Below are 22,841 nucleotides of genomic sequence, written 5' to 3'. Positions count from 1 at the left end.
AGACGTCGAGCGGTAGTCGTTCGAGCGGTAGACGTCGAGCGGTAGACGTCGAGCAGTAGTCGTTCGAGCAGTAGTGCGGTCCCGGCGGTCCCAGCTATTCCGACTGCTTCTCCGGGTCAGCGTAAAGGGCGGCCGGTGCGGTGAGCACCGGCCGCCCTTTCGCGTCTCGCGGCCCTACTGCTGGGGCGGAGCCTGCGGCGGCTGCTGGCCGTGCGGGGGCTGCTGGCCGTGTGGCGGCTGGGGTTGCGGCTGCGGCTGCGGCTGGCCGGGCTGCCCCGGCTGCTGCGGGTAGCCGGGCGGCGCCTGGTACGGCTGCTGGCCCTGCTGGCCCTGCTGCGGCGGGTAGGGCTGCTGGCCCGGGGCGTACGGCTGCCCCGGTGCCTGCGGGTACCCCTGGCCCTGCGGCTGCGGGTACCCCTGACCCGGGGCCTGGGGATACTCCTGACCCGGGGCCTGCGGATACGGCTGACCGGTGCCGTACAGCTGGCCCGGCATGGCCTGGCCAGGCATGGGCGGGGCGGCGACCGGGGGCGGGTTGCCGTCGCTCGTCCACAGGCCGTGCGCCTGCTGGTGGCGGGTGAAGTCCTCCGCGACCATCGCCGCGAGGTTGAAGTACGCCTCGCGCGTCTTCGGCCGCATCATGTCCAGGTCGACCTCCGCACCGGCGGCCAGGTGCTCGTCGAAGGGCACGACGATGACCCCGCGGGTGCGGGTCTCGAAGTGCGCCACGATGTCCTCGACCTTGATCATCTTTCCGGTCTCGCGGACCCCGGAGATCACGGTGAGGGACCGGGAGACCAGGTCCGCGTAGCCGTGCGCGGACAGCCAGTCCAGCGTCGTACTGGCGCTGCTCGCCCCGTCCACGGACGGCGTGGAGATGATGATGAGCTGGTCGGCGAGGTCCAGCACCCCGCGCATGGCGCTGTACAGCAGACCGGTGCCCGAGTCGGTCAGGATGACCGGGTACTGCCGGCCGAGCACGTCGATCGCCCGCCGGTAGTCCTCGTCGTTGAACGTGGTCGAGACGGCCGGGTCCACGTCGTTGGCGATGATCTCCAGGCCGGAGGGGGCCTGCGAGGTGAACCGCCGGATGTCCATGTAGGAGTTCAGGTACGGGATGGCCTGGACGAGGTCACGGATGGTGGCCCCGGTCTCCCGGCGCACGCGCCGCCCGAGCGTACCGGCGTCCGGGTTGGCGTCGATGGCGAGGATCTTGTCCTGCCGCTCGGTGGCGAGGGTGGAGCCCAGCGCGGTGGTCGTGGTCGTCTTGCCGACACCGCCCTTGAGGCTGATGACCGCGATGCGGTAGCAGGAGAGCACCGGCGTGCGGATCAGCTCCAGCTTGCGCTGCCGCTCGGCCTCCTCCTTCTTGCCACCGATCTTGAACCGGCCGCCGGCCGCCGCGGGCCGCCCGCTCTTCGCCTTCTGCCGCTTGTTGTTGAGCAGCCGGTCCGAGGACAGCTCCACGGCGGCGGTGTAACCGAGCGGCGCGGCACCGGGGTTGGTCGGCTGCCGCTGGTCGTGCTGCACGGCCTGCGGCCACGCGGCGCCCGAGCGGGGGTCGACGGGGGCGTGCGGGGCCTGCGCCGTGCCGGGGGCGGGAGCAGGGGCCGGGTCGGGGTTCTGCGGTGACTGGGGGAAGCCGTAACCACCCGGCTGCGGTTGGGGCTGGGGCTGTGGCTGGGAGTTGGGGGCGCCGGGCTGGGGGAAGCCGTAGCCGCCGGGCTGGGCCGGCGGGTTGGGCGCGCCCGGCTGCGGGAAGCCGTACCCGTCAGGCGGCGTCGGGCCGTTGGGGGCCGGCTGCGGTGTGCCGGGCTGCGGGAAGCCGTAACCGCTCGGCGGTGTCGGGCCGTTGGGCGCCGACTGCGGACCACCGGACTGGGGGAAGCCGTAACCACCCGGCTGTGCCGAGGGGTTCGGCGTGCCGGGCTGCGGGAATCCGTAGCCGTTCGGGGGCGTGGGAGGCGTGGGGCTGTGGGGGGCCGGCTGCGGACCCGCCGCCGGTGCGGGGCCGGGCACGACAGGGGCGCCCGGCTGACCAGGCTGATACGGCTGGCCCGACGGCCCTGGCCGGCCAGGCTGATGGGGCTGACCCGGCTGGTTCCACGCGGCGGGCGTCGGCTGCGGGGCCTGCGGCTGGAACGGCTGCTGCTGACCGGGCACGCCGACCGGTCCCTGAGCTCCCTGCGGCTGCGGCTGATGCTGCGGCTGCGGCTGCTGACCGGGCATCGGGCCGGGCTGCGCCGGCTGCTGCGGCGCGGGCTGTGCGGGCCACTGGGCGCCGGCCGCCGGGTGGGCGGGCTGGTACGCGGGCGGCAGCGGAGGCACCCCGCTCTGCGGCCCGGGCGGCGGGGTCCAGCCGGGCTGGGCGCCGTGCGGAGCCTGGGGGACCGGGGGAGCGGTCGGTGCGGCGGGCTGGGGAACACCGGCGGGCGGGAAAGCACCGGCGGGCTGGGGAACGCTGCTCTGCTGCGCACCGGGGCCCGAGCCGCCGTCCTGCGACGCGCCCGGCTGGGGCACGCCGTCCTGCGGCGTACCGGCGTCCGTGCCGCCGCCCTGCGGCCCACCGGTGGCCGTGCTGCTGCCCTGTGCCCCGCCCGGCTGGGGCACACCGTCCCGCGCCAAGGCGTCGGCTGCCACCGCACCGGCTTCCACGGCGCCCACGGCCGCGGCGTTCAACGCTGCGACGTCCGCGCCCCCGGAACTCCCGGCCCCAGAGCCTGCGGCCCCGGAACTCCCGGCCCCGGAACTCCCGGCCCCGGAGCCCTCCGCCTGCTCGGTGTCCGCCGCCCCGGGCTGCTCGGTGCCCACGGAAGCCGCCTGCGCGTCGGACCGGCCGCCGTCGGCGTCGGCGGAGCCGTCCCCCGCGGTGGCGTGGGCGGCGTCGGCCGGCCCCTCCTCCACGGTGGCCGCGCCCCCGCCCGCAGACGCAGCCTCGTTCCGGGACCCGGCCAGGCCCTCGGATCCGGCCAGGCCCTCGGATCCGGCCAGGCCCTCGGCCCCGGCCAGGCCCTCGGACCCGGCCGCGACCCGGCCCCTTTCGCTCGATCCGTCGGCGCTCGGCTCCTCGGTACCGTCGGACGCGGAGCCCCCCGAGCCGGCCGCGTCCGCCACCGCACTCTCCTGCCCGGCAGCGGCCGGACCGGACTCCTCGGTGCGCTCGGCGGCGTCGCCCGGCGCGGAGGCGGCGGGCGTACCACCCTGGACACCGCCGGCGGACACGCCTTCGGCGGACACGCCTTCGGCGGACACGCCTTCGGCGGGCACCTCGGCCGAACCACCCCCGGCGGCCACGGCCCCCGCGGAACCGGCGGAGCCCTCCGCGCCCGAGGCGGATCCGACTCCGGCGGCCCCCGCGCCGTCCTCGCCCACAGCAGCCGTGCCTGCCGCGAAACCCTCCCCGGCGGACTCGGAGCCCTCCCCGGCGGCCACGGAGCCCTTCTCACCGGACTCCGAGCCCTCCCCGGCGGCCGCAAAGCCCTCCCCGGCCGCCCCGGAGCCGCCCCCGGCCGCCCCGGAGCCGCCCCCGGCCGCCCCGGAGCCGCCGTCGGCGGACCCGGAGCCCGCACCCGCGGTCTCGGCCGACTGCGTCGCGGCGGCCGCGCGCTCGGCGATCTCGGCCATCTCGCGCTTCAGGGCGACGGCGGAGAACCGCATCGTCGCCCCGCTCTCCAGGTCCCCGTTCGCCGTCTCCGGCTCGACCACGGCGGAAGCGGCCGGCGTCTCCTGCGCGGCGGGCCGCTGCGGCTGCTGGAGCTCGAACCCCTCGGGCAGCCTCGGCATCGGCACCGGGTCGCCGACCGGCGGAGCGGGCTGCGCGGCCGGAGGGAACGGCGTGCCCTCCGCGGGCGCCGGCGGTGCGTACGGAGCGCCCTGCGGCGCGGGCGGCGCGGGCGGTGCGTACGGAGCGCCCTGCGGCGCGGGCGGTGCGTACGGAGCCCCCTGCTGCGGAGCGAACGAAGGCGTGAACGGCGTGCCCTGCGCGGGCGTACCCGCCGGCTGGGCGCCCGCCGGGGGCGGCGTCGGGCCCGGCACCGGCGACCCCGTGGGGAACGGCGTCGGACCGGAGGCGGCCTGAGCGCCCGCGTCACCGGCGGCACCGGAGCCACCCGACCCGGCGGTGCCGCCCGCTCCGGTGGAGCCGCCCGACCCGCCGAAACCGCCCACTCCGTCGGAGCCGCCCGCCGTACCGGAGGCGTTCTGCGTGTACCAGGCGGGGGGAGCGTAGTCGATGGTGAACTCGCCGGTGGTCTCGACGGCCTCCGCGTCGGGCTGGTCATCGCCGGGTGTGTCCCAGCCCCCGCGCATCCCGTCCCGATCGCTGCTCACAGTTCCTCCTGGTGTGGTCGAGCACCCTCATGCCGTGCCGGGGCGACCATGTCGTGTCGTACGAGTCGTCCGTAGTCGTTCGGGGCAGTCCGATTCACCGGCCCTCCCCCCGGGACACCGACGCCCGGTCCACGGGTCCTGCCATCGCGCCCGCTCCCAGCCTAATCACCGCGAGCCACACCTCGGCAGGCCCGCCCACCTCTCGGTGGCCGTCCGCCGGCTCTCGTCACGCCCGGAACAGCCGCGCCCGCCTCGCCCCTTGCCGGAGGAACCGGGGAACGAACGGCGGACCCGCGGCGTACGAGGAAGGCACGCGCTGCTCCGCACCACCTGAACAAAAGGGACAGGTGAGGGCAGTTCAGTCCATCCGGCGCGGGGTACCCAACAATCCGATCTCGGCATCGGTGGGTTGCGTCAGCACGTACTGCCGGTCACGGTCCGTGCACCAGAGGGTGACGCCGTCGGGCAGCGCCGGCAGCGATTCCACCTCGGTCCGCGACAGCCCCATCGTGCGCCCCAGTTCGGCCGCCTCGTCCGGCGAGACCCGCTGGATGCCGGTGAGCCGCGCCTGCCGCAGCAGCCTGGGTGCGACCGGGCTGAGGTACGGCAGCAGCGTCAGCACCGACTGCCAGGGACCGGACACCACCCGGCCGCGCGGAGGGCGCATACCGCAGTCCCGCACCACCAGTACGGGCGTACCGGCGGAGGCACCCTGCGGCGGCACCCGCCCGACGTCGTACACGGACAGCCCGTTCTGTCCGCCGCCCATGGCGTGCACCATCTGCATCCAGGCCTGCGGCCGGCCCGTCTCCACCGCCACCCGGGCGCCGGTGGCCGCCGAACGCAACGCCAGCACCTGCGCCGTCCACAGGCCGCCGATCAGGACGACGTCGTAGGGCGTGGGCCGGTTGATGCCCAGCACGGCCGGCTGCCCCTCGGCGTCGACCCCGGCCACCACCCCGTCGTCCCCGATGGGCAGGGCGAGCGCGTCCAGCTGCTGCGCGGACAGCGCGTGCCGGCCGTGCCGGGGGCCGATCAGGCCGAGCCCGTGCCGCAGCCGCTCGGCCATCCGCCGCGGCGCGGACGGCTCCGGCGTCCCCCGCGCGGTCGTACCCGGCGCCGGGGAAGTCGTCGGAATGGTCGTCACCGCGCACCTCCGAGCGGCAGAGTGGCCAGCATGCCGGGCAGCTGCTCGCGGTCGAGACGGGCCAGGCCCGCCCCGGACTGCCGGGCCGCACCCTCCAGCGCGCGCCGCGCCGCCACCAGTTCGTCGTCGCTGCGCCCGGTCACCCGCAGGTGACCGCACAGCGACACCTCCTGCCGCTCCGCGCGCGCGAGCGTCAGACTGAAGGTCGTCGCCAGCGCCGGTATCGCCGTCACCCGGGCCACGAACTGCGGCAGGGACTCGCCCCGGCCGCCGCCCAGTTGGGGCCAGCGGCGCACCCAGTACGTCGTGTGCCGCCGGTTGTCGCAGCGCCAGCTGCGCCCGGACTCCTCCGTGCGCCGCTCCCGGGTCTCGCTGCGCCCCGCCTCGGCGGTGACCAGCGGATTGGCGCAGGCGGAGGTGGCGAGGGCGGCGACCAGCTCCTCCTCGTCCAGCACCCGTGCCCGGAACCCGGCGCCGGCCAGCCGGCTCGCCAGATGGTCCGCGGCCCGCACGACGCACTTCTGCGCGCCGGGCAGCCCGCCGCCGCGCGCGGCCACGGCCTCCGCGCACAGTTCGGGGTCGAGTTTGAGGGCGATCCAGGTGATGCGCACGGCCGGGGCGCCGGTCTGCTCCTGGAGCGGCAGGTAGTTCGAGACGGCCACGGACTGCTGGGGCAGGTGCAGTGCGGGGGCCGGCTGGGTGTGCAGCACGATCTGGGCCGACTCCAGGCGTATGTCGTCCACCTCCAGCGTGTCCCGCACCAGGCCCAGCGGCAGCGGCTGCCGGCTGCGCTCGGCGCGCAGCGCGGTCGCGTCGGCCTCCACCTGGAGCACGGCGGTCACGAAGGTGCCGTCTCCGACGATGCCGACCGGGCGCCGGTCCCGCGCGCCGTACGAGTACGTCCGCAGGGCCGGCTCGCACTCGACCGCCGGGACCAGTCCGGGCTCCGTGCCCGGCGGTATCGGGGTGTCCGCGGCCCGCTTCTGCCGCGCCCGCAGCTCCCGCGCGGTGCCGAGCCACTCCGGCACGGACCGGCCCCGCCGCCGTACGAAGGCCAGCAGGACCAGCGCGAGCGCGACCACCGCGCCCGGTACGAGGGCCGCCATCCCGACGGCCCAGCCGACGAGCAGCACGGCCAGCGCCAGCTCCACCAGCACGAGCCGTTGCAAACGGAACGAGCCGGGCTGGCCCGGCCGTTGCCGCAGAGCGAGCGTGACCTGCTGCCGCTCCGCGTCCCGCCGGGCGGACGCCCCACGCGGCGGCCTCCCGGACCCGGCCGCACGGCCTCGTGCCGCCGACCGGCCGCGCGCTCGCGTCCGCGTTCCGGAAGCCATCACTCCATCCCCCCGTTTTGCTCACAACTCGCTGGAACCAGGCCACTGAACAAGGCCCTTGAGGGCCCAGGTACCCTACCCGCTCCACGAGACCCGCTCCGTACCAGGCATAGTAGGGGCCGGGTCCGACAGCGGAGGGCGGGGGAGCGTGGTCCCCGGGCGCGCTCCGCGTGAGACACGGGGAGAAACGGGCACAGATGGCATCTCGGCGGGACCAACTCAACGCCTACACCTTCGCGAAGCGGCGCACGCTCGCGTCGTTCGTGCAGTCGTCACCGGATGCCTCCGACGAGGGAGCGCCCCGGCCGCTGCGTGCCATCGTGCCCGGCGCGATCGTGGGCGCGGTCGTCCTGGCCGCCTTCGGTGCCTGGGGCATGTTCAAGCCCACGGCTCCGCAGGGCTGGGACGACCCCGGACAGAAGGTGATCATCGCCAGCAAGTCCACCACCCGGTACGTCGTCCTGAAGACCAAGGGCAAGGTGCAGCTCCACCCGGTCCTCAACATGGCCTCCGCCAAACTCGTCCTGGACACCCAGAGCGACGTCGACGTCGTCACCGTCGACGAGTCGATCCTCGACAACGGCAAGATCCCGCACGGCGTCACCATCGGCATCCCCTACGCCCCCGACCGGCTGCCCTCCGGCAAGGAGGCCGGCGCGGCCAAGCAGTGGGCCGTCTGCGAACGCCCGAGCGGCAGCGGCAGCTCCATCCAGAAGGCCGCCTTCGTCCTGGCCGAGCGCGACCAGGGCAAGCTCCACGGCACCAAGCAGAAGCTGCACGGCGGCGAACTCCTCTACGTCGCCACCCCGGACAAGAAGCAGTACGTCGTGGACGCGTACGGCCGGGCGTACCCGGTGGACGCCTCCGACACCCTGCTGCTCCAGACCCTCGTGGGCGCGGACCGCACCCCGCAGCAGGTGACCAAGGAGTGGATGGAGACGCTGCACGAGGGCGACGAGATCACCTTCCCGGCGATCACCGGCGCCGCGGGCGCCGCCGCAGGCGCCCCCGGCCAGCTGGACGAGCGGGCCAACCGCGTCGGCATGGTGCTCAGGGCACCGGTCAACGGCCACGAGCAGTACTTCGTCGTCCTGCCCGGCCGCGTCGCCCCCGTCTCCGACTTCGTCGCCCAGCTCCTCCTGGCCAGCAAGGACCTCGTGAAGCTCGGGCAGGCCGGACACCCCCAGGAGGTCAGCGCGGGCGCCATCACCCGGGGCGAGCCGTTCGCCGCCGACCACACCTGGCCCACCGAGAAGCCCAGCGCGGTCAACAGCCCCTCCACCGCCGACGGCAGCCGCAACACCATCTGCAACGTCCTCAACCGCGTCGACCCCGACAACGGTGAGACCACGCTGACCACCTGGGCCGGCTCCGACTTCCCGGCGGTGCTGCCCACCGGTTCCTCCAGCGCGTACGTCACCGCCGGCTCCGGCCAGCTCTACCGCCAGTTCCAGGGCAGGGAGACCAAGGTCGGCGGCGTCTTCCTGGTCACCGACACCGGCCTGCGCTACGCCCTCCAGTCCAACGACGACAGCGCCACCGACGACAAGGGCATCGGCATGTCGGCCAAGCAGCGCAAGCAGCTCCAGCAGGAGGCCAAGCTGGCGCAGACCCGCCTCGGCTACGCCGACCTCGACCCCGCCCCCATCCCGGCCCCCTGGTCGAAGTTCCTGCCCACCGGCCCCCGCCTGTCGACCGCGGCGGCCCGCCAGCCGCAGGGCTCCTGAGGGGTACGACGATGCTCTCGAGGGACACGACGACGCTCGCCAGGGACACGACGACGCTCGCCAGGGGTACGACGACGCTCGCCAGGGGTACGACGATGCTCTCCAGGCGCAGGACGACGCCCCCGCCCCACCTCCGCACGACCATGGCGACGACCGCACTGGCCCTGGCCATCGCCACCACCCTGCTGACGGCACCGGTGGCCCAGGCGGACCCGGGCACCGACGAGTGCACGTTCTCCAAGACCAACCACAAGTACGCGGGCACCCCCTGGTCGCTCCAGCGCGTCAACCTCGACGAACTGTGGAGCCAGTCGAAGGGCAAGGGCGTCCGGGTCGCCGTCATCGACACGGGCGTCGACACGGCCAACCCGCAGCTCACCAAAGCCGTCGACGCCTCCCTGGGCGCCAACTTCCTGCCCACCAAGGACAAGAAGGGCGAGCCCATCGACCGCGGCAACGCCAAGGGCACGACCGACACGGTCGGCCACGGCACCCGCGTGGCGGGCATCATCGCGGCCCGCCCCATGAAGGGCACGGGCTTCGTCGGCCTCGCGCCCGAGGCCACGATCATCCCGGTCAAACAGAACGACGCCGACGGCAACGGCACGGCCCTCACTCTCGCCCGCGCCATCCGGCACGCGATCGGCAAGAAGGCCGGGGTCATCAACATCTCCCAGGACACGGCCAACGCCGCGGCCCCGGACCCGGACCTGCAGCGGGCGGTCGACGAGGCGCTGGACGCCGGCATCGTCGTGGTCGCCTCGGCGGGCAACGACGGTCTGGGCGGCAACTCGAAGAAGACGTATCCCGCGTCCTACCCCGGCGTCCTCGCCGTTGGCGCCTCCGACCGCAACAACGAACGCGCGGCCTTCTCCCAGTCGGGCGACTTCGTCGGCGTGGCGGCCCCGGGCGTCGACATGATCTCCACGGTTCCCAAGGGCGGCCACTGCCCGGACAACGGCACCAGCTTCTCCGCCCCCTACGTGGCCGGCGTCGCCGCACTGATCAAGGCCAAGCACCCCGACTGGACACCGCAGGAAGTGGTGGCCCAGATCGAACAGACCGCGGAACGCTCCATCCCGGGCCACGACCGCCTCGTCGGCTGGGGCGTGGTCGACCCGGTCCGCGCCCTCACGGAGGACGATCACCCGATCGAGTCCCCCCGCCCCGACGCGGGCCTCACCCATGCGGAGGCCCCCACCCCCGCCGAACTCACCCTCGGCGAAACCCCCCGGGAACGCCGCGCCCGCTTCGCGACGTACGTCGCCGTGGCGGTGGCGGTACTGGTGGCAGCGATGAGCGGCGGAGCAGTAGCCCTACGAGACGCCCGCCGCAGGCGCCGCAGGCTGATGCCAGGCGGGTGATGAACGGACGGCTGCACGTCGCCGGCATACCGGGGGCAGGGGGCCTGACCCCGCCGGTATGCCGACTGACGGTGTTACGGGCAGGGAGTGCTGACCTGTGCCCCTGAGCCTGCTGCGGACGCGATTCACTCAGCGACAGACGCTGGATTGTTGCACCGCGTCCGTGTACTTGGTGATCAGTTTCTTCATGGCCTCGGTGTCTCGGTGTTTCGAGCCCGTGGCCAGTACGGCTGTGTACATGACCTGATCGTGATCGTTGTGGCACTGGCCGGTCTTACCGAATGCCTCGTTCCCTGAGTAGGCGAACCGTCCGTCGTCCGTCTGATGACCCACCTTCTCAAGGGTCAGCCCCCGGGCGAATTGCAGGACGGACATATCGTTCCACCACTCTTGTGTCGTGCGGACGATCGGCTTCCCGTCCACGGAAAGAGTGCATCGGGTGGCCCCGGACGAAGTGGCCGTGGCCTTCGTCGAGACAACCTTGCCAGAGGGGAGGAACGCGGTGAGCGCGTCACTGTCGACAGGGGTCCCGCACAGCGACCGAGGTATGGAGTAGTCGCGTTTCTGCTTCTCTTCAGAGCAACTCGCGAGTGCGATGAGTAGGGTGGAAACCGCGATGACCGCCCCTGCACGGTGGCCTCGGTGAAGACTGTGGGTCGCATTCATGGCATTCTCGTCACTGCTGGATGTCAGGAGGTCGTTCTGCTGCCAGGGGCCTGGCCCCGCAGGATGCTCTCAGCGTTGATGTATCCCTGGCGAGCTCCTTCTCGTGACCAAGTACCAATGTCGTCCGAGTTCGCGAGATGGTGTCTTTCAGCTGCCTTCTGTGCGCCTAGAGCAACGTACTCGTTGTTCTTCTCCAGGCCGGCCTGCCATCGGCTTCCCATTTCGTCGGCGGCGTTCTCCAGTGCATGTCCCTCGGCGTCCTTGAAAACGCGCTCCAGAACCACGCTGGTGACCGTACCGGCTCCGCCGCCGGCCGCCGCACCCACCCAGGGAGTCGCAATGAACGACGTCCCTACGCCAACGACCGTCCCCACACCGCCCGAGATCCAGTTCTTACGCTGTGAGACGCTGTAGTCGTAGTCGTGATCCTTCTCGCCGGCCGGCTTCGCGATCTCTTCCTGCCGTCCGAGACCGAGGACACCGGAGACTTCGCCGGATCGCTGGGCGATGTACTTGACCGTCGTCTCCGGGTCCTGAGAGAAGCGCTGGTCCGCTGGTAGGTCCGGGTCGAGGTGGTATTCCATGAGCTTGGACATGTACGTCTGCTGTCCTACTTCCACGGCCGCGTAGCCCCTTGGGTCCTGGGCGACGGCGAAGAGGAACTGACTCACATCCCGATGGTGCACCTCGCTGTCGGTGCCAGCGATCGGATAAAGCTTCTCGATCTGCTTCCAGTCCTCCGAATCCCGGCTCACGTCGGTCGTCGCACGGTTGATGTCCGGTAGGTACTCGGAAGCAATCTGTCCAATGCTGTCGGCCATGAAGGCATGATCTGTGAGCCGTTCGGGATCGTCCCCAATTGACGAGACGATGGCGTTGAAGAGCTTGGCCTGTTCCTTGTTGTGAGGCGCAGTGTCCGGTGTGGGGAGTTCCCCTGCAGGGTGCCCCGTCGTGGCTGCTTCCAAGGCGGATGCCAGGTTGTTGCGCCCGTCGTCGCTTCCATCGCCGCTGAAGTCGCTCTTGAGCGCCTGCGGCCAGTCTCGCTCTTCGAACAGGTAGGTGAAGTTGGAGACGGCGTGTTTGTGGTCGCCGCCCTTCGGGATGAAATCGTCGTTGAAGAACTCGGTGGCGGCGTCAGGACTGTTGGAGAGGCCCTTCAGGTATCCGCTCAGCGGATCCCAGCCCGTGTCGCCGCCCATCCGGTTCAGGTACGGGTCGGAGGCCATCTGCTGCCAGGCGCCATAGGTGCCGTCGTGCGTGCGCTTCCGCTCCGTCGCCATCAACCGCTCGCCGTACTCGGTCATAAACGCGTCGTCGTAATCACCCACGCGCATGAGGTTGCTCATGACCTGGAAGCCGATGACGTTCCCTCGGTGCCCGACCTGTTGGTCGCCCAGCTCGATGACCTCGTGCTTCCACCGGGCCATCGCCGGTGTGTCGCTCCGAGTGGCCGTGGCGAGTGTCAGACCCAGACTCTTCTGCAGTTGGTCGAACTCTTCCCGCCGCTCGCGGGTGAGATCAGGTGCCACCATGGGATCCGCGACTCCGGCCCAGAACTCCAGGGTCTTCTTCGCCCCGAGGCCGGTCGTGAAGCGCTCCGCGAACAGCGGGTCGTCGTGGTACTGCCTCAGGCCGGCGTTCAGTCGGTCGAACTCCTCGACCGTGAGGTCGTCCGGATCCTTCTTCGCCAGCTTCGCCAACTCGTCGGCCTTCTTGACGGCCGCCGCCGCGGTGTCCCGGTTCTCGTAGGCGGCGTCCGAGAAACCCATCCGGGTCTGGTCCACGACCGCCATGAGAACCGTCTTGGCCGTGTTGTCGCTCTCGGTGGCCTTGCCGAGGATGCCCTGGATCTCGTCGCGGAGGTCGTCGACGTCCTTCTGGTCGGTCGTACTGGTCCTGCCGCTCGGGTCGGAGCTCCAGTCGGGCCGCGTGCTGCCCATGACCGTGAACGCGCCGTCGCCCGCTCCGACGACGGTCAGATTCTTGTTCCGCCCGCGCGCGACGGCGTCGGTCAGCTGCTGGTGGTACGTCTTCAGCTCGTTCCGGGTGTCACGCAGGATGTTGCGGATGGTCGTGGCCTGGGTGTGGGCGTCACCGAACTCACCGGCCGTCTTGCCGATGAACTCCTTGGAGACCTGGGCGTTCACACCGGCCCAGTTGGCTTTGTTGGCGGCCTTGTGCATCCCGTCCTCGGCGTCCTTCTTCAGGCCTTCGAGGTGCCGCACGAGCGTGGACCAGTCGGTCACGGCGTCGTCGAGCAGCTTGAAGTTGGCGTGGTAGAGGGCGTTGAAATCCATCGGTGGCCTTCCAGGCGTAGCGGTGCCGAGCGGTGTGATCGTTTGCGTCGTCAGCAACCGGACGCCGCTACTCCTTCTTCTGGCCCTTGCCCTTGCCCTTGCCGTCGTCCCCGTAGTCGTTCTTCTCGCCCGGCGCCCCGACCCTTTCGTCGAACCCGGCGTCCAGCGCGTCGATGCTGCTCATCTGGCGCTGGATGTAGGTGTCGTCGCTCGTGTGCACGGCCTTGGTGACCTGCATGTGGTTGGAGATCTGGGCACAGGCGTCCATCAGGGACTTCAGCTGCTCCTCCCAGCGGTTCGAGACGTGCTGGAGACCGGCGCCGAGGGCGAAGCCCTGCTTCGAGAGGTCGCCGGCCGCGGAATCGCTGCTCGGGATCGCCACGCGGGCCTTGTCCCAGAGCTGGTCGTAGAGATGGTGGGCGGCGCTGCCGATCTTCACCAGGTCGCCGTGACCCACCCTGAGGTCACCGGTCTTGCCGGGGAGTGCATCGGGCCCCTGGGTGCCGTCGCCCCCGTCGACGTGGTTGAGCCGCATGTGCGCCGATGTCCCCCCGGCGGCCTGCGTCTTCAGCTGCTCCCACTCGTCCCATGCCATGGGAAACCCCTTCCCCCGTGGTTGCTCCGGTGCCGAGCCAAGCTAGCAACCGGTGCTGAGGAGAATTTGCACCTTGTCCACTATGGGTGATGTGTCTGATGTGAAGGTTCGGCGGAGGTGAGCCCGTGGCCCGGCCGATCAGCCCCTCTTGACGGACTGGCGCCCGAACTCCGGTCCGAACTGTTCGGCAACGCGAGGTCAATCCCTTGAGGGTGAGCTTTGTGGTTGCAAAGTTCACCCCCGGATCGCCTCCAGCCTCCGCCCACCCCCGCACGTGTGAAGCTTCTGCGCAGATGTCCGACACCGTCTGCCGCTATTGACCACATTGTCGGTCCCGGGTCGCCGTGAGTCGGTCACTTCGGGACAGCATCGCAACTGAACTGTCGAAGAGTTCAGTTGGCCGCCATGTGCACAGTGACTACAGTGGTCAGCGATAGATCGGATGATGCGGCCATGTGTCGCCTGGTCTGTCCAGCTACACAAACGGGGAAACGGGGAAGGGGTCGCGGTGAGCGGTGGTGGCGGCTCGGGCATGAGGCGCGGCATCGACGCGCTGTCGAAGTTCAAGAAGAAAGTGGACGACGCGCTGACAGCCTTCGAGGGTGCCCCAGGCAGCCCGTCCAGGCTCGCGGAGCACAAGCTCAGCGCCGGTTCCTTCAGTGGCTCGAACATCCCCTTCGCGGAGGCGACCGAGCTGCACGGCAAGTACGAGCAGGTGCATGAGCGCCTCACCTCTCTGTCGAAGAACCTGGCCTTGCAGATAGAGGCGCTGACGCTCGCGGCTCACGCGGCCGATGTCACGTACGACGGTACGGAGGACGAGGTGCGCCGCCGGTTCTGGGAGATCCGGGCCCACCTCGACGAGGAGCACCGCAAGGCGACGGAGGGCAAGGCGAAGCCGGACAAGGCTCCCGAGCGCGCCGGCGGGGACAAGTCCGTGGGGGAGGACAAGCTCAAGTGAGCGACGACTGGAAGCAGAAGGCCCCGTACAAGGCCGATGTGGAGCAGGCGAACGCCCAGGTCGGCGTGGTCAACGCGGTCAGCGCCCTGCAGCGGATGTTCCGGGGCACGCCGATGGGATCGGCCATGTCCCTCGGTCGGACGGACTTCGAGAACCACGACCTCAACGACATGATCGACTTGGTCCGCGACGCCAACCCCGAGCACCTGGAGGCGGCCAGCAAGGCCCTCTGGGACGCCCGTACGGCGATCCACGACGCGGCCAAGGACCTGGAGACCCACCTCGCGGACGTCGACTGGGAAGGCGAGGGCGCAACCGCCTTCCAGAGTTGGACCAAGGGTCTCATCGGGTGGAGCCAGGGCCTCGCGACCTTCGCCGACGTCGCCGCGACCGAGATCTCCGCCGCCGCCACGGGTCTGGCCTCCGTGCGCAGCGCCATGCCGCCCCGGGACACCCGGCCGGCGGACGAGCAGAAGCGCCCCGAGAAGCTGCCGAAGGCCAAGCAGGTCGACGGCGACCCGGACTACGCGGCCGCGCTGGCGGTCGAGAAGAACCGGCAGGAGGCGATCAACCAGATGAACCGGTTGGCGTCCTTCTACTCGGTGTCCGCCAGCACCTTGGGCACGCAGCTCGAAGCGGAGCCGAAGCCGTTCGAGCCCATTCCGGATGTGGGCGTGCCCCGGCCGTCGGGGCGGGAGAAGAACTGGGTGCAGGGCGGCTCGGGAGCGGCCGCCGCAGCAGCGCTTCGCGACGGTGTGGCGGTGGACCACTCAGGTGTGACGGAAGGCCACCACGGGACGGCCTCCGTGCCGGGATCGGGGAACGGCGGAGCCGTCCCGCCTCTCAGGGAAGTGCACGAGCCAAGTGCTCCTCCCGGCGGTGGCAGTGTCGGTACGGAAATCAACACGACGACCACGCTGCCCCCTCAGGCGCCCACCACGCCGCCCAGTTCCCCGGCGCCCACCCTTCCGACCACCGGAGGCAGCGGGCAGGTGCCGCCGTTCGTGCCCGGACCGGTGACGCCTCCGGTCACGCCTGCCACCGGCCGTACCCCCGGCTATGGGCCGGCCGGCCGGTCTCCCTACTCCCCGCAGGGACGCACCGGGCCTTCGGGCACCGGAGGCGGCCGCGTGCCGCAGGGCCCCGTAGGCCAGCCGGGACGTGCGGTCGCCGGTGGCCGTGTGCCGCAGGGACCCGTGGGGCAGCCCGGGCGTGCCATCGCCGGTGGTCGTGTGCCGCAGGGCCCGCTGGGTCAGGGCCCGATGGGACAGGCCGCCCGTGCCACGGGGCGTTCGGCTCCGGCGGGCCAGCCGGGTGTGCGCGGGACCGGTCAGCCCGGGCCCGCACCGATCGGACGCAGTGTCACCGGCGGAACGCCGAGGCCCACCAACGCGCCCGGCGGGCAGCGTGGAACCACCGGCCCGACCGGTCCGGTCGGTGCGGCGCGCAACGGTGTCGTCGGTGGCAAGCCCATCACGGGACGTCCCTCCCCAGAGGCGGCCGGTCCGCGTGTTCCGCGCGGTATGGTCGTCGGCGCCGACGAGCCGGTCTCCTCGACGCCGTCGAAGGGCGCCGTCGGGCAGCGGGGAGTCGTGGGAGCGCCCACGGCCAAGGTGGAGCCCGGCGCGGGCCAGGGAATGCTGCGCTCGGCCGGCAACCCCGAAGGTGTGATCGGTGCGCCCCGCAACACCGCCGGTTCCTCGCTCAAGGGCTCCGATGGCACGGGGCTCGGTCGCGGCGCGGTGGGCGGCCGCCAGGGCCCGGCCGGCACTGGTGGGCCCGCTGGTAACGAACAGCACCGCTCGCCGCAGCAGCGGCGTGATGTGCCACAGAAGAGCGACTGAACACGAGCGAGGACAGACACAGGCATGAAGCCAGAACCCGGCCGACGCGGCATGAGGAGTTCCCTCCTGACGAAGCGCCACGCGAGACGGCTGTCCGCCGTGTGCTCGGCACTGGGCACGCTGGTCATCGCGTCGGCGGGACTGGCCCCGGCAGCCGCAGCCGCGGACGCCCAGTCCAAGCAGTGGTATCTGGACGCGATGGGCGCCGAGGAGATATGGAAGCACAGCACCGGCAAGGGCGTGAAGGTCGCCGTCATTGACACCGGAGTCAATCCGCAGACGCCTTCACTCAAGGGGCAAGTGCTTGTCGACGAGGTACCGAAAGCCGCGAAGTACCACGTCACCCAGGACTACGACGGCCACGGCACAACCATGGCCGAAATCATCGCCGGTACAGGTGCTGGTGGTGGCATAAAGGGCCTGGCACCCGGAGCGAAAATCATCCCGATCCGGGTGGGCATGGATCAGTTGAAGGACGAGGACGAGCGGGCGAGGTCACTGACCTCCGAGAAGGCGATCAGAGCCGCTGCTGACAGTGACGCCAAGATCATCAACATGTCCTACGGGAGCCAGTACTACACCTCCGAAGAGGAGGATGCCCTCAAGTACGCGGCTTCCAAGGGCAAGTTGCTCTTCACCTCGATGGGTAATGACGGAGACAAGGGGAACAAGAAGAACTACCCGGCGATGGATCCGTACGCCATCGGCGTAGCCGCCATTGACGAGAGCGGAACCGTCGGGAAGTTCTCCACCTACGGCAACTATGTCGATCTCTCGGCGCCAGGTCTCAACGTGCCCGGTTGGTGCGACAACACGTTCACCAAGTACTGCCCGCAGCAGGGCACCAGTCACGCCTCCGCCATCGCCTCCGCCTCCGCGGCACTCGTGTGGTCCGCCCACCCCGACTGGACCGCGAACCAGGTTCTCCGCGCACTGATCGACACCGCCGGTCGTGACTGGGCCAAGGACAAGCCGAGCAAGTACCTCGGTTACGGCGTCATCCGTCCGCGCCGCGTGCTGATCGACAAGGACATCGATCCCGGCCCGGCCGACAGGGACCCCCTGGCCGCCGAGAACGGGACGGACCCGGACGAGGACATCACGGCCCCGAAGAGTCCGTCGGCCGAGCCTTCGCCGGGGACGCCGACCCAGAAGGACGCCGGCTCCTCCGGCGGCCCCACCGCCGCCGCCAAAGAAACCGACTCCGGCGGCAACACCCAGACCTGGGTGATCATCGGCGCCGTAGCCGCCGTACTGGTCATCGGAGGCGCCGGGTTCGCCGTGCTGCGCGCACGCCGTAACGCCTGAGCGGTCTCCCGCATACCTGTTCATTCGCCGAGTGGGCAGAAACCCGCTTGCCAGCAGCGCGGGCGCTCGAGTCAGCGCATGGCAAGGTCAGTTCCCAAAGAAAGGCATCGCAATGGCGACAGGGCGTCAGAAGGTAAGTGACAAGGACATCATCGTCCTTGAAAAGGAGCTTCTGCACCGCTTCGAGGGCATCAAGGGCCAGCTCAAGGAGCTGCAGAGCATCATCGACAGCCTTGAGGGCCACTGGAAGGGCATCGGTGCCGGCGCGTTCAACGCCAAGCAGACCGAGATCAACGAGCGCATGGTCCGCATCGGCAACATCCTCGCCAAGTTCATCGAGGCCATGAGCAGCACCCGGAAGATCAAGGACGGCACCGAGGACGAGATCCGCGCGCAGGTGCAGGGCATCGACGTGAACTACGGCGGCTCGCACTCCGCGCTGTCCAGCTACTGATCCCGGCCAGGCCACCACTTCTCAACAACGGAGTCATCATGAGCGCCCAGAACATCGGCGACCTCGAAGTCTCGTACCACAACCTCGACCACACCGCCACGCAGCTGGCCAACCACGCCAAGCGTCTCGAGGAGAGCCTCGAGGCCATCAAGCAGAAGGTCGCCGGCGTCGCCAGCATGTGGGAGGGCGAGGCCCACACCGCGTACACCGAGCAGCAGGCCGCCTGGGACCGCGAGGCCACGGGCATCCACGAGGCACTGGTCGCGATCGGCCGCGTCGTGCACGCTGCCGGCGGTGACTACCAGGGCGGCGACAAGAAGGCCGCCAGCTACTTCCTGTAGGGCTCGCACCAGAGCCGACGGGCAGGAAGCGACACCGGGGTGGGCACGCACGGGAGGTGCCCACCCCCTGTCATGCCCGGAAGAGAAAAACGAGAGCGCGGTTGAACACGGCGTCGCGCTACCGGTGTGATCGCCCGGATCCCGCGACCGTCGGAACGGCGGGTCCCGCAACCTGCGAGCGTTCACCCCACCCGCGCCGCCCGAACGCCGGATCCCTGCGGTCTCCGTCAGGCCGACCCCGAACGCCGGATCCGGCGGCCACATGGCCGCCGGATCCGTGACGGACACCGTCAGGCTGCCGCCGCGCCGGAACGCGGCTCAGTACTCCACCTCCACCAGACCCGTCTGGACCAACGGCTTGCCCCGCTTCCGGGAGACGAAGACGCCCCGTCCCGCCGGCATCGGCCGGGGGCGTACGCCGTTGAGGATGTCGCCCTCGGCCGGGTCGCCGGCCAGGACGATGCCCTGGGCGCCGAGTTCCTTCATGCGCTGCATGAACGGCTCGTAGGAGGCGCGGCCCGCGCCTGCGGAGGAGCGGGCGATGATGAAGCGGACGCCGACGTCGCGGGCGAAGGGCAGCATCTCCGTGAGGCCGCTGAGCGGGTTGCCGCTGGACGTGGAGACCAGGTCGTAGTCGTCGATGACGACGAACACCTGCGGCCCCCGCCACCAGCTCCGCTCCCGCAGCTGCTGCGGCGTGACGTCGGCCGTCGGGGTGCGGCGCTGCATGAGGTCGGCCAGGGCCGCCATGTGGTGGTCCATCTGGCTGGACATCGGGATGTACTCCGCCAGGTGGGAGGCGGGCGTGACGTCCAGCAGCGAGCGGCGGTTGTCCACCACGAAGAACTTCGCCTCGTCACCGCCGTACCGCAGTGACAGCTGGCTGATCAGCAGCCGCAGCAGGTTGGACTTGCCCGACTCGCTCTCGCCGAAGATCAGGAAGAACGGGTCCTGGTCGAAGTCGACGAACACCGGCTCCAGGTTGTCCTCGTCCAGGGCGAAGGCGACGCCCCGCTGCGGGAAGCGGTCCCCCGGGGGCAGCTTGGCCGCCTCCAGCCGGCGCGGCAGCAGCCGTACCCGGGGGGCACCCGGTGCCTGCCAGTGGCGGCCGACCTCGGTGGTCAGCGCGGCCGTGGCCTCGGCCAGGTCGGTGTCGGAGGTGAGGCCGTCGATGCGCGGGACAGCCGCCATGAAGTGCAGTTTCTGCGGGGACAGACCGCGGCCGGGGACGCCGGCGGGGACGTTGGCCGCCACCTTGCGGTCGATCTCCGAGTCCATGACGTCGCCCAGGCGCAGCTCCAGGCGGTTCATCAGGTGGTCCTTGAGGTTCGCCCGGACCTCCATCGAGCGGGACGCCGTGACGACGACGTGGATGCCGTAGCCGAGGCCGCGGGCGGCGATGTCCAGGACCGCCGTCTCCAGCGCCTCGTAGTCGGTACGGAAGTTGCCCCAGCCGTCGATGATCAGGAAGACGTCACCCCAGGGCTGGTCGGTGACCGAGATCTCGCCGCGGGCGCGCCGCGCGCGGTAGTCGGCGATCGAGGCGATGCCCGCCGTGCGGAAGTACTCCTCGCGGCGGGTCAGGACGCCGTACACCTCGGAGACCGTACGGCGGACCCGTTCGGGGTCCAGGCGCGAGGCGATGCCGCCGACGTGCGGCAGGCCGTCCACCGCGGCCATACCGCCACCACCGAAGTCCAGGCCGTAGAACTGCACCTCGTACGGCGTGTGGGTGAGCGCGAAGGAGCAGATGAGGGAGCGCAGGAGCGTGGACTTGCCGGACTGCGGGCCGCCGATGATCTGCATGTGGCCCGCCGCGCCCGAGAAGTCCAGCATCAGCCGGTCGCGGCGCTGCTCGTACGGCTTGTCGACCAGGCCGACCGGGACGACCAGCCGCCCCGCGCCCTCGTAGCCGGGCTGGGTCAGACCGCGGCCCTGCACCGCCGCCAGCCCCGGCAGCAGTGCGTCCAGCGAGGGCGGGCTCTCCAGCGGCGGCAGCCACACCTGGTGGGCCGCCGGGCCCTGGGCCTCCAGCCGGCGCACGATCACGTCGAGGACGGTGTCGGCCAGCGCCTCGTCCACCTCGGGCTCGGACGCGGTGCGCTGCTGCGGGACGGCGGTGTACCGCACCGGCACCTCGGTGGCCGTGAACAGCACCGGCCGCCGGTCCACCGGCAGCTGCCCGCCGGGCAGGGCCGTACGCTGCGCCCCGGAGCGGTAGACGCCGGAGACGTAGGCCGCCTTGAAGCGGACCATCTCGTCCGTGCCGTACTTCAGGAAGCCGGAACCGGGCACGTTGGGCAGCTCGTAGGCGTCGGGGACGCCGAGCGCGGCGCGGGACTCTGCCGCGGAGAAGGTGCGCAGACCGATCCGGTAGGAGAGGTACGTCTCCAGGCCGCGCAGCCGGCCCTCCTCCAGGCGCTGCGAGGCGAGCAGCAGGTGCACTCCCAGCGACCGGCCGATACGGCCGATCTGCACGAACATCTCGATGAAGTCCGGCTTGGCGGTCAGCAGCTCGCTGAACTCGTCGATCACCAGGACCAGGGAGGGGATCGGCTGCAGCGGGGCACCCGCCGCGCGCGCCTTCTCGTAGTCGTGGATGTTGGCGTAGTTGCCCGCGTCGCGCAGCAGCTCCTGGCGGCGGTTGAGCTCGCCGCGGATCGAGTCGCCCATGCGGTCGACCAGGGTCAGGTCGTCGGCGAGGTTGGTGATGACGGCCGCCACGTGCGGCATCTGCGCCATGCCGGCGAAGGTGGCGCCGCCCTTGAAGTCCGCGAGGACGAAGTTCAGGGTTTCCGAGGAGTGGGTGACCGCGAGGCCCAGCACCAGGGTGCGCAGCAGCTCCGACTTGCCGGAGCCGGTGGCGCCGACGCACAGGCCGTGCGGGCCCATGCCCTCCTGCGCGGCCTCCTTCAGGTCCAGCATCACCGGCCGGCCGTCCTCGCCGACACCGATCGGCACCCGCAGGCGCTCCGCGAGCGCGCGCGGACGCCAGGTCCGCTTGGTGTCCACGGACGCCGCGTCGCCGAGGCCCAGCAGGTCGGTGAACTCCAGGTTGGCGAGCAGCGGTTCGTCGTCGTCGCCGCCGGAGGCCATGCGCAGCGGCGCAAGCTGCCGGGCCAGCGCCTCGGCGGACTCGTAGGAGAGGGCGTCCGGGCTGCCCTCGTACACCTCGCCGTGCCCGGACTCCAGGCGCAGCAGGCCGGGCTGTACGACGATGGAGAGGTCGCCGCCGGCCGTCGTGAGCTCGCCCGGCACCACCTCGACCACCGTGACGCCCTGGAGGCCCTCCGGGTTGGCGAGCACCGAGTCGGGCAGCAGGGACAGGTCGTCCAGGACCAGCACGATGTGCGGTTCGTCGAGCAGCGGTGCCCCGGCGGGGTGGAAGCGCGGCCGGCCGGTCAGCCGGGCGGCCAGCAGGTCCTCCAGCTCGCCCGGGTCGGTGCCGATCAGCCGGCGGGAACCGGCGCCGTCCACCGCACCGGGCGCCTGCGCGTGCGGCAGCCACTTCGCCCAGTCCCAGTGCGGCAGCGCCTCCCGGCCCGCGGCCACGGCGATGATCAGGTCCTGCGGGGAGTGCAGCGAGGCCAGCGAGCCGACCAGGGCGCGGGCCGAGGCCCGTACGGACTGCGGCTCGCCGCTGACGGTGACGTGGTAGAAGGCGCGCAGCGACACGGCCATCGGCAGCTCGCCGACGGTGCTGTGGGCGGCGAGGAAGCGCTGCATGGCGCCGGCGGTCAGCGGCTCCAGCTGTTCGACGGGACCGGTCTCCGGGGCGACCAGCGAGGTCGCCAGCGGCTGCGGGCCCAGCCCGATGCGCACGTGCGCGAAGTCCTCGTCACCGGGCCGCCGTTCCCACACCCGGCTGCCCTCGGCGACGAGCGCCCACAGCTGCTCGGGCGAAGGGTGCAGGTAGTACTGCGCGTCCCGCTGCGCCTTCGCCGTCAGTACGGCGGACCGGCGCGCCTGGGACAGGTAGCTGAGGTAGTCGCGGCGCATGTCGGCCAGCTGGCCCTGGGAGCCGCGACGGAAACGGACCACCATCGCGATGGACATCGCCACCGTCGACGCGATCATGATCATGCCCATGATCTTCATGAACGGCTGGCCGTTCGTGAAGAAGAAGACCACCGAGCCGCCCATGCCCAGCGTGGGCAGGAGCTGCATCAGCACGCTCTCCTGGTGCCCCCGGGGCAATTCGGGAGGTGGCTGGACAACGACCTCTTCCGTGGGCACTTCGGACGGCAGCGCCCTAGGGGGGCGCTTGACGACAATCTGGCTCACTGCTCACCAATTCCCTTGCCCGACCCAGGCGTTCCGCCCGCCGCCCCGTGTCCGGCGAGCGCAGGCCGCCGCGTGATCCTACTGAGTTCACGCGAGGCGGGTGAGCGGTAGGGTGCCGGGTGTTCGCGTGAGCACACGCCGAACAGGGTGGAGATACCGGGACAAACCCCTTGAACAAGGGGCGGGAAGA

General features: G+C 71.2%; 14 protein-coding genes and 1 pseudogene. 7 read left to right on the top strand and 8 right to left on the bottom strand.

Translation table 11 applies throughout. The annotated features are described in order from the left end of the window. Positions 1-174: 174 nt before the first annotated feature. From ABZ576_RS13740 to eccE, 4 genes and pseudogenes are all read right to left on the bottom strand, one after another. Positions 175-2,904 carry an AAA family ATPase gene (locus ABZ576_RS13740; RefSeq protein ID WP_360740051.1) on the bottom strand — a complete coding sequence of 910 codons (2,730 nt, stop codon included), beginning with the start codon at positions 2,902-2,904 and terminating at the stop codon, positions 175-177. Positions 2,905-4,251: 1,347 nt separating this feature from the next. After that, positions 4,252-4,308 (bottom strand): annotated as a pseudogene (locus ABZ576_RS13735) (hypothetical protein); the annotation flags it as partial. A gap of 379 nt (positions 4,309-4,687) precedes the next feature. Further along, positions 4,688-5,398: a hypothetical protein gene (locus ABZ576_RS13730; RefSeq protein ID WP_360740048.1), complete on the bottom strand. Its 711-nt coding sequence runs from the start codon at positions 5,396-5,398 to the stop codon at positions 4,688-4,690. Positions 5,399-5,472: 74 nt separating this feature from the next. Next, positions 5,473-6,810, bottom strand: coding sequence for a type VII secretion protein EccE (gene eccE, locus ABZ576_RS13725; RefSeq protein ID WP_360739631.1), 1,338 nt, complete (start codon positions 6,808-6,810; stop codon positions 5,473-5,475). A 197-nt stretch (positions 6,811-7,007) separates the two neighbouring features. Here eccE and eccB point away from each other — a divergent pair, with 197 nt between their 5' ends. Beyond that, on the top strand, positions 7,008-8,537 hold the full coding sequence (gene eccB, locus ABZ576_RS13720; protein WP_360739630.1) for a type VII secretion protein EccB: 1,530 nt from the start codon (positions 7,008-7,010) through the stop codon (positions 8,535-8,537). A gap of 143 nt (positions 8,538-8,680) precedes the next feature. Then, on the top strand, positions 8,681-9,901 hold the full coding sequence (gene mycP / locus ABZ576_RS13715) for a type VII secretion-associated serine protease mycosin (protein ID WP_360740045.1): 1,221 nt from the start codon (positions 8,681-8,683) through the stop codon (positions 9,899-9,901). 129 nt (positions 9,902-10,030) lie between these two features. On the opposite strand, the gene ABZ576_RS13710 is transcribed toward mycP, so the two are convergent. From ABZ576_RS13710 to ABZ576_RS13700, 3 genes are all read right to left on the bottom strand, one after another. After that, entirely contained in the window at positions 10,031-10,324 is a 294-nt protein-coding gene (locus tag ABZ576_RS13710; RefSeq protein WP_360739628.1) for a hypothetical protein, read from the bottom strand. 266 nt (positions 10,325-10,590) lie between these two features. Then, positions 10,591-12,864, bottom strand: a complete 2,274-nt coding sequence (locus tag ABZ576_RS13705; protein WP_360739627.1) for a hypothetical protein — start codon at positions 12,862-12,864, stop codon at positions 10,591-10,593. A 67-nt stretch (positions 12,865-12,931) separates the two neighbouring features. Continuing rightward, positions 12,932-13,459, bottom strand: coding sequence for a hypothetical protein (locus ABZ576_RS13700; RefSeq protein ID WP_360739626.1), 528 nt, complete (start codon positions 13,457-13,459; stop codon positions 12,932-12,934). 532 nt (positions 13,460-13,991) lie between these two features. Here ABZ576_RS13700 and ABZ576_RS13695 point away from each other — a divergent pair. The 5 genes from ABZ576_RS13695 (at position 13,992) to ABZ576_RS13675 (ending at position 18,367) form a co-directional block, all read left to right on the top strand. Then, the gene (locus ABZ576_RS13695) at positions 13,992-14,420 is read left to right on the top strand and encodes a hypothetical protein (protein WP_360739625.1); all 429 of its coding nucleotides are present in this window, start codon (positions 13,992-13,994) and stop codon (positions 14,418-14,420) included. After that, positions 14,417-16,264 carry a hypothetical protein gene (locus ABZ576_RS13690; protein WP_360739624.1) on the top strand — a complete coding sequence of 616 codons (1,848 nt, stop codon included), beginning with the start codon at positions 14,417-14,419 and terminating at the stop codon, positions 16,262-16,264. The genes ABZ576_RS13695 and ABZ576_RS13690 overlap by 4 nt, the downstream gene beginning before the upstream one ends. 198 nt (positions 16,265-16,462) lie before the next feature. Then, positions 16,463-17,572 carry a S8 family serine peptidase gene (locus tag ABZ576_RS13685; protein ID WP_360740043.1) on the top strand — a complete coding sequence of 370 codons (1,110 nt, stop codon included), beginning with the start codon at positions 16,463-16,465 and terminating at the stop codon, positions 17,570-17,572. A gap of 112 nt (positions 17,573-17,684) precedes the next feature. Further along, on the top strand, positions 17,685-18,026 hold the full coding sequence (locus ABZ576_RS13680) for a WXG100 family type VII secretion target (RefSeq protein WP_360739623.1): 342 nt from the start codon (positions 17,685-17,687) through the stop codon (positions 18,024-18,026). Positions 18,027-18,064: 38 nt separating this feature from the next. Next, complete coding sequence (locus tag ABZ576_RS13675; RefSeq protein WP_360739622.1) at positions 18,065-18,367, top strand: WXG100 family type VII secretion target; 303 nt, start codon at positions 18,065-18,067, stop codon at positions 18,365-18,367. A 318-nt stretch (positions 18,368-18,685) separates the two neighbouring features. Here the strand turns inward: ABZ576_RS13675 and eccCa are convergent, their stop codons facing one another. Beyond that, complete coding sequence (gene eccCa / locus ABZ576_RS13670; protein ID WP_360739620.1) at positions 18,686-22,651, bottom strand: type VII secretion protein EccCa; 3,966 nt, start codon at positions 22,649-22,651, stop codon at positions 18,686-18,688. Positions 22,652-22,841 lie beyond the last annotated feature (190 nt).

Source organism: Streptomyces sp. NPDC013455, from assembly GCF_040632975.1.
GTDB lineage: Bacteria > Actinomycetota > Actinomycetes > Streptomycetales > Streptomycetaceae > Streptomyces.
This window is presented reverse-complemented; position numbering and strand designations above follow the sequence as displayed.

Bases quoted from the DNA above. Each gene is read 5' to 3' on its own strand.
- ABZ576_RS13730 (WP_360740048.1), bottom strand. From the start codon at position 5,398: ATGGCCGAGCGGCTGCGGCACGGGCTCGGCCTGATCGGCCCCCGGCAC.
- eccE (WP_360739631.1), bottom strand. From the start codon at position 6,810: ATGGCTTCCGGAACGCGGACGCGAGCGCGCGGCCGGTCGGCGGCACGA.
- eccB (WP_360739630.1), top strand. From the start codon at position 7,008: ATGGCATCTCGGCGGGACCAACTCAACGCCTACACCTTCGCGAAGCGG.
- mycP (WP_360740045.1), top strand. From the start codon at position 8,681: ATGGCGACGACCGCACTGGCCCTGGCCATCGCCACCACCCTGCTGACG.
- ABZ576_RS13705 (WP_360739627.1), bottom strand. From the start codon at position 12,864: ATGGATTTCAACGCCCTCTACCACGCCAACTTCAAGCTGCTCGACGAC.
- ABZ576_RS13700 (WP_360739626.1), bottom strand. From the start codon at position 13,459: ATGGCATGGGACGAGTGGGAGCAGCTGAAGACGCAGGCCGCCGGGGGG.
- ABZ576_RS13695 (WP_360739625.1), top strand. From the start codon at position 13,992: ATGAGGCGCGGCATCGACGCGCTGTCGAAGTTCAAGAAGAAAGTGGAC.
- ABZ576_RS13685 (WP_360740043.1), top strand. From the start codon at position 16,463: ATGGGCGCCGAGGAGATATGGAAGCACAGCACCGGCAAGGGCGTGAAG.
- ABZ576_RS13680 (WP_360739623.1), top strand. From the start codon at position 17,685: ATGGCGACAGGGCGTCAGAAGGTAAGTGACAAGGACATCATCGTCCTT.
- ABZ576_RS13675 (WP_360739622.1), top strand. From the start codon at position 18,065: ATGAGCGCCCAGAACATCGGCGACCTCGAAGTCTCGTACCACAACCTC.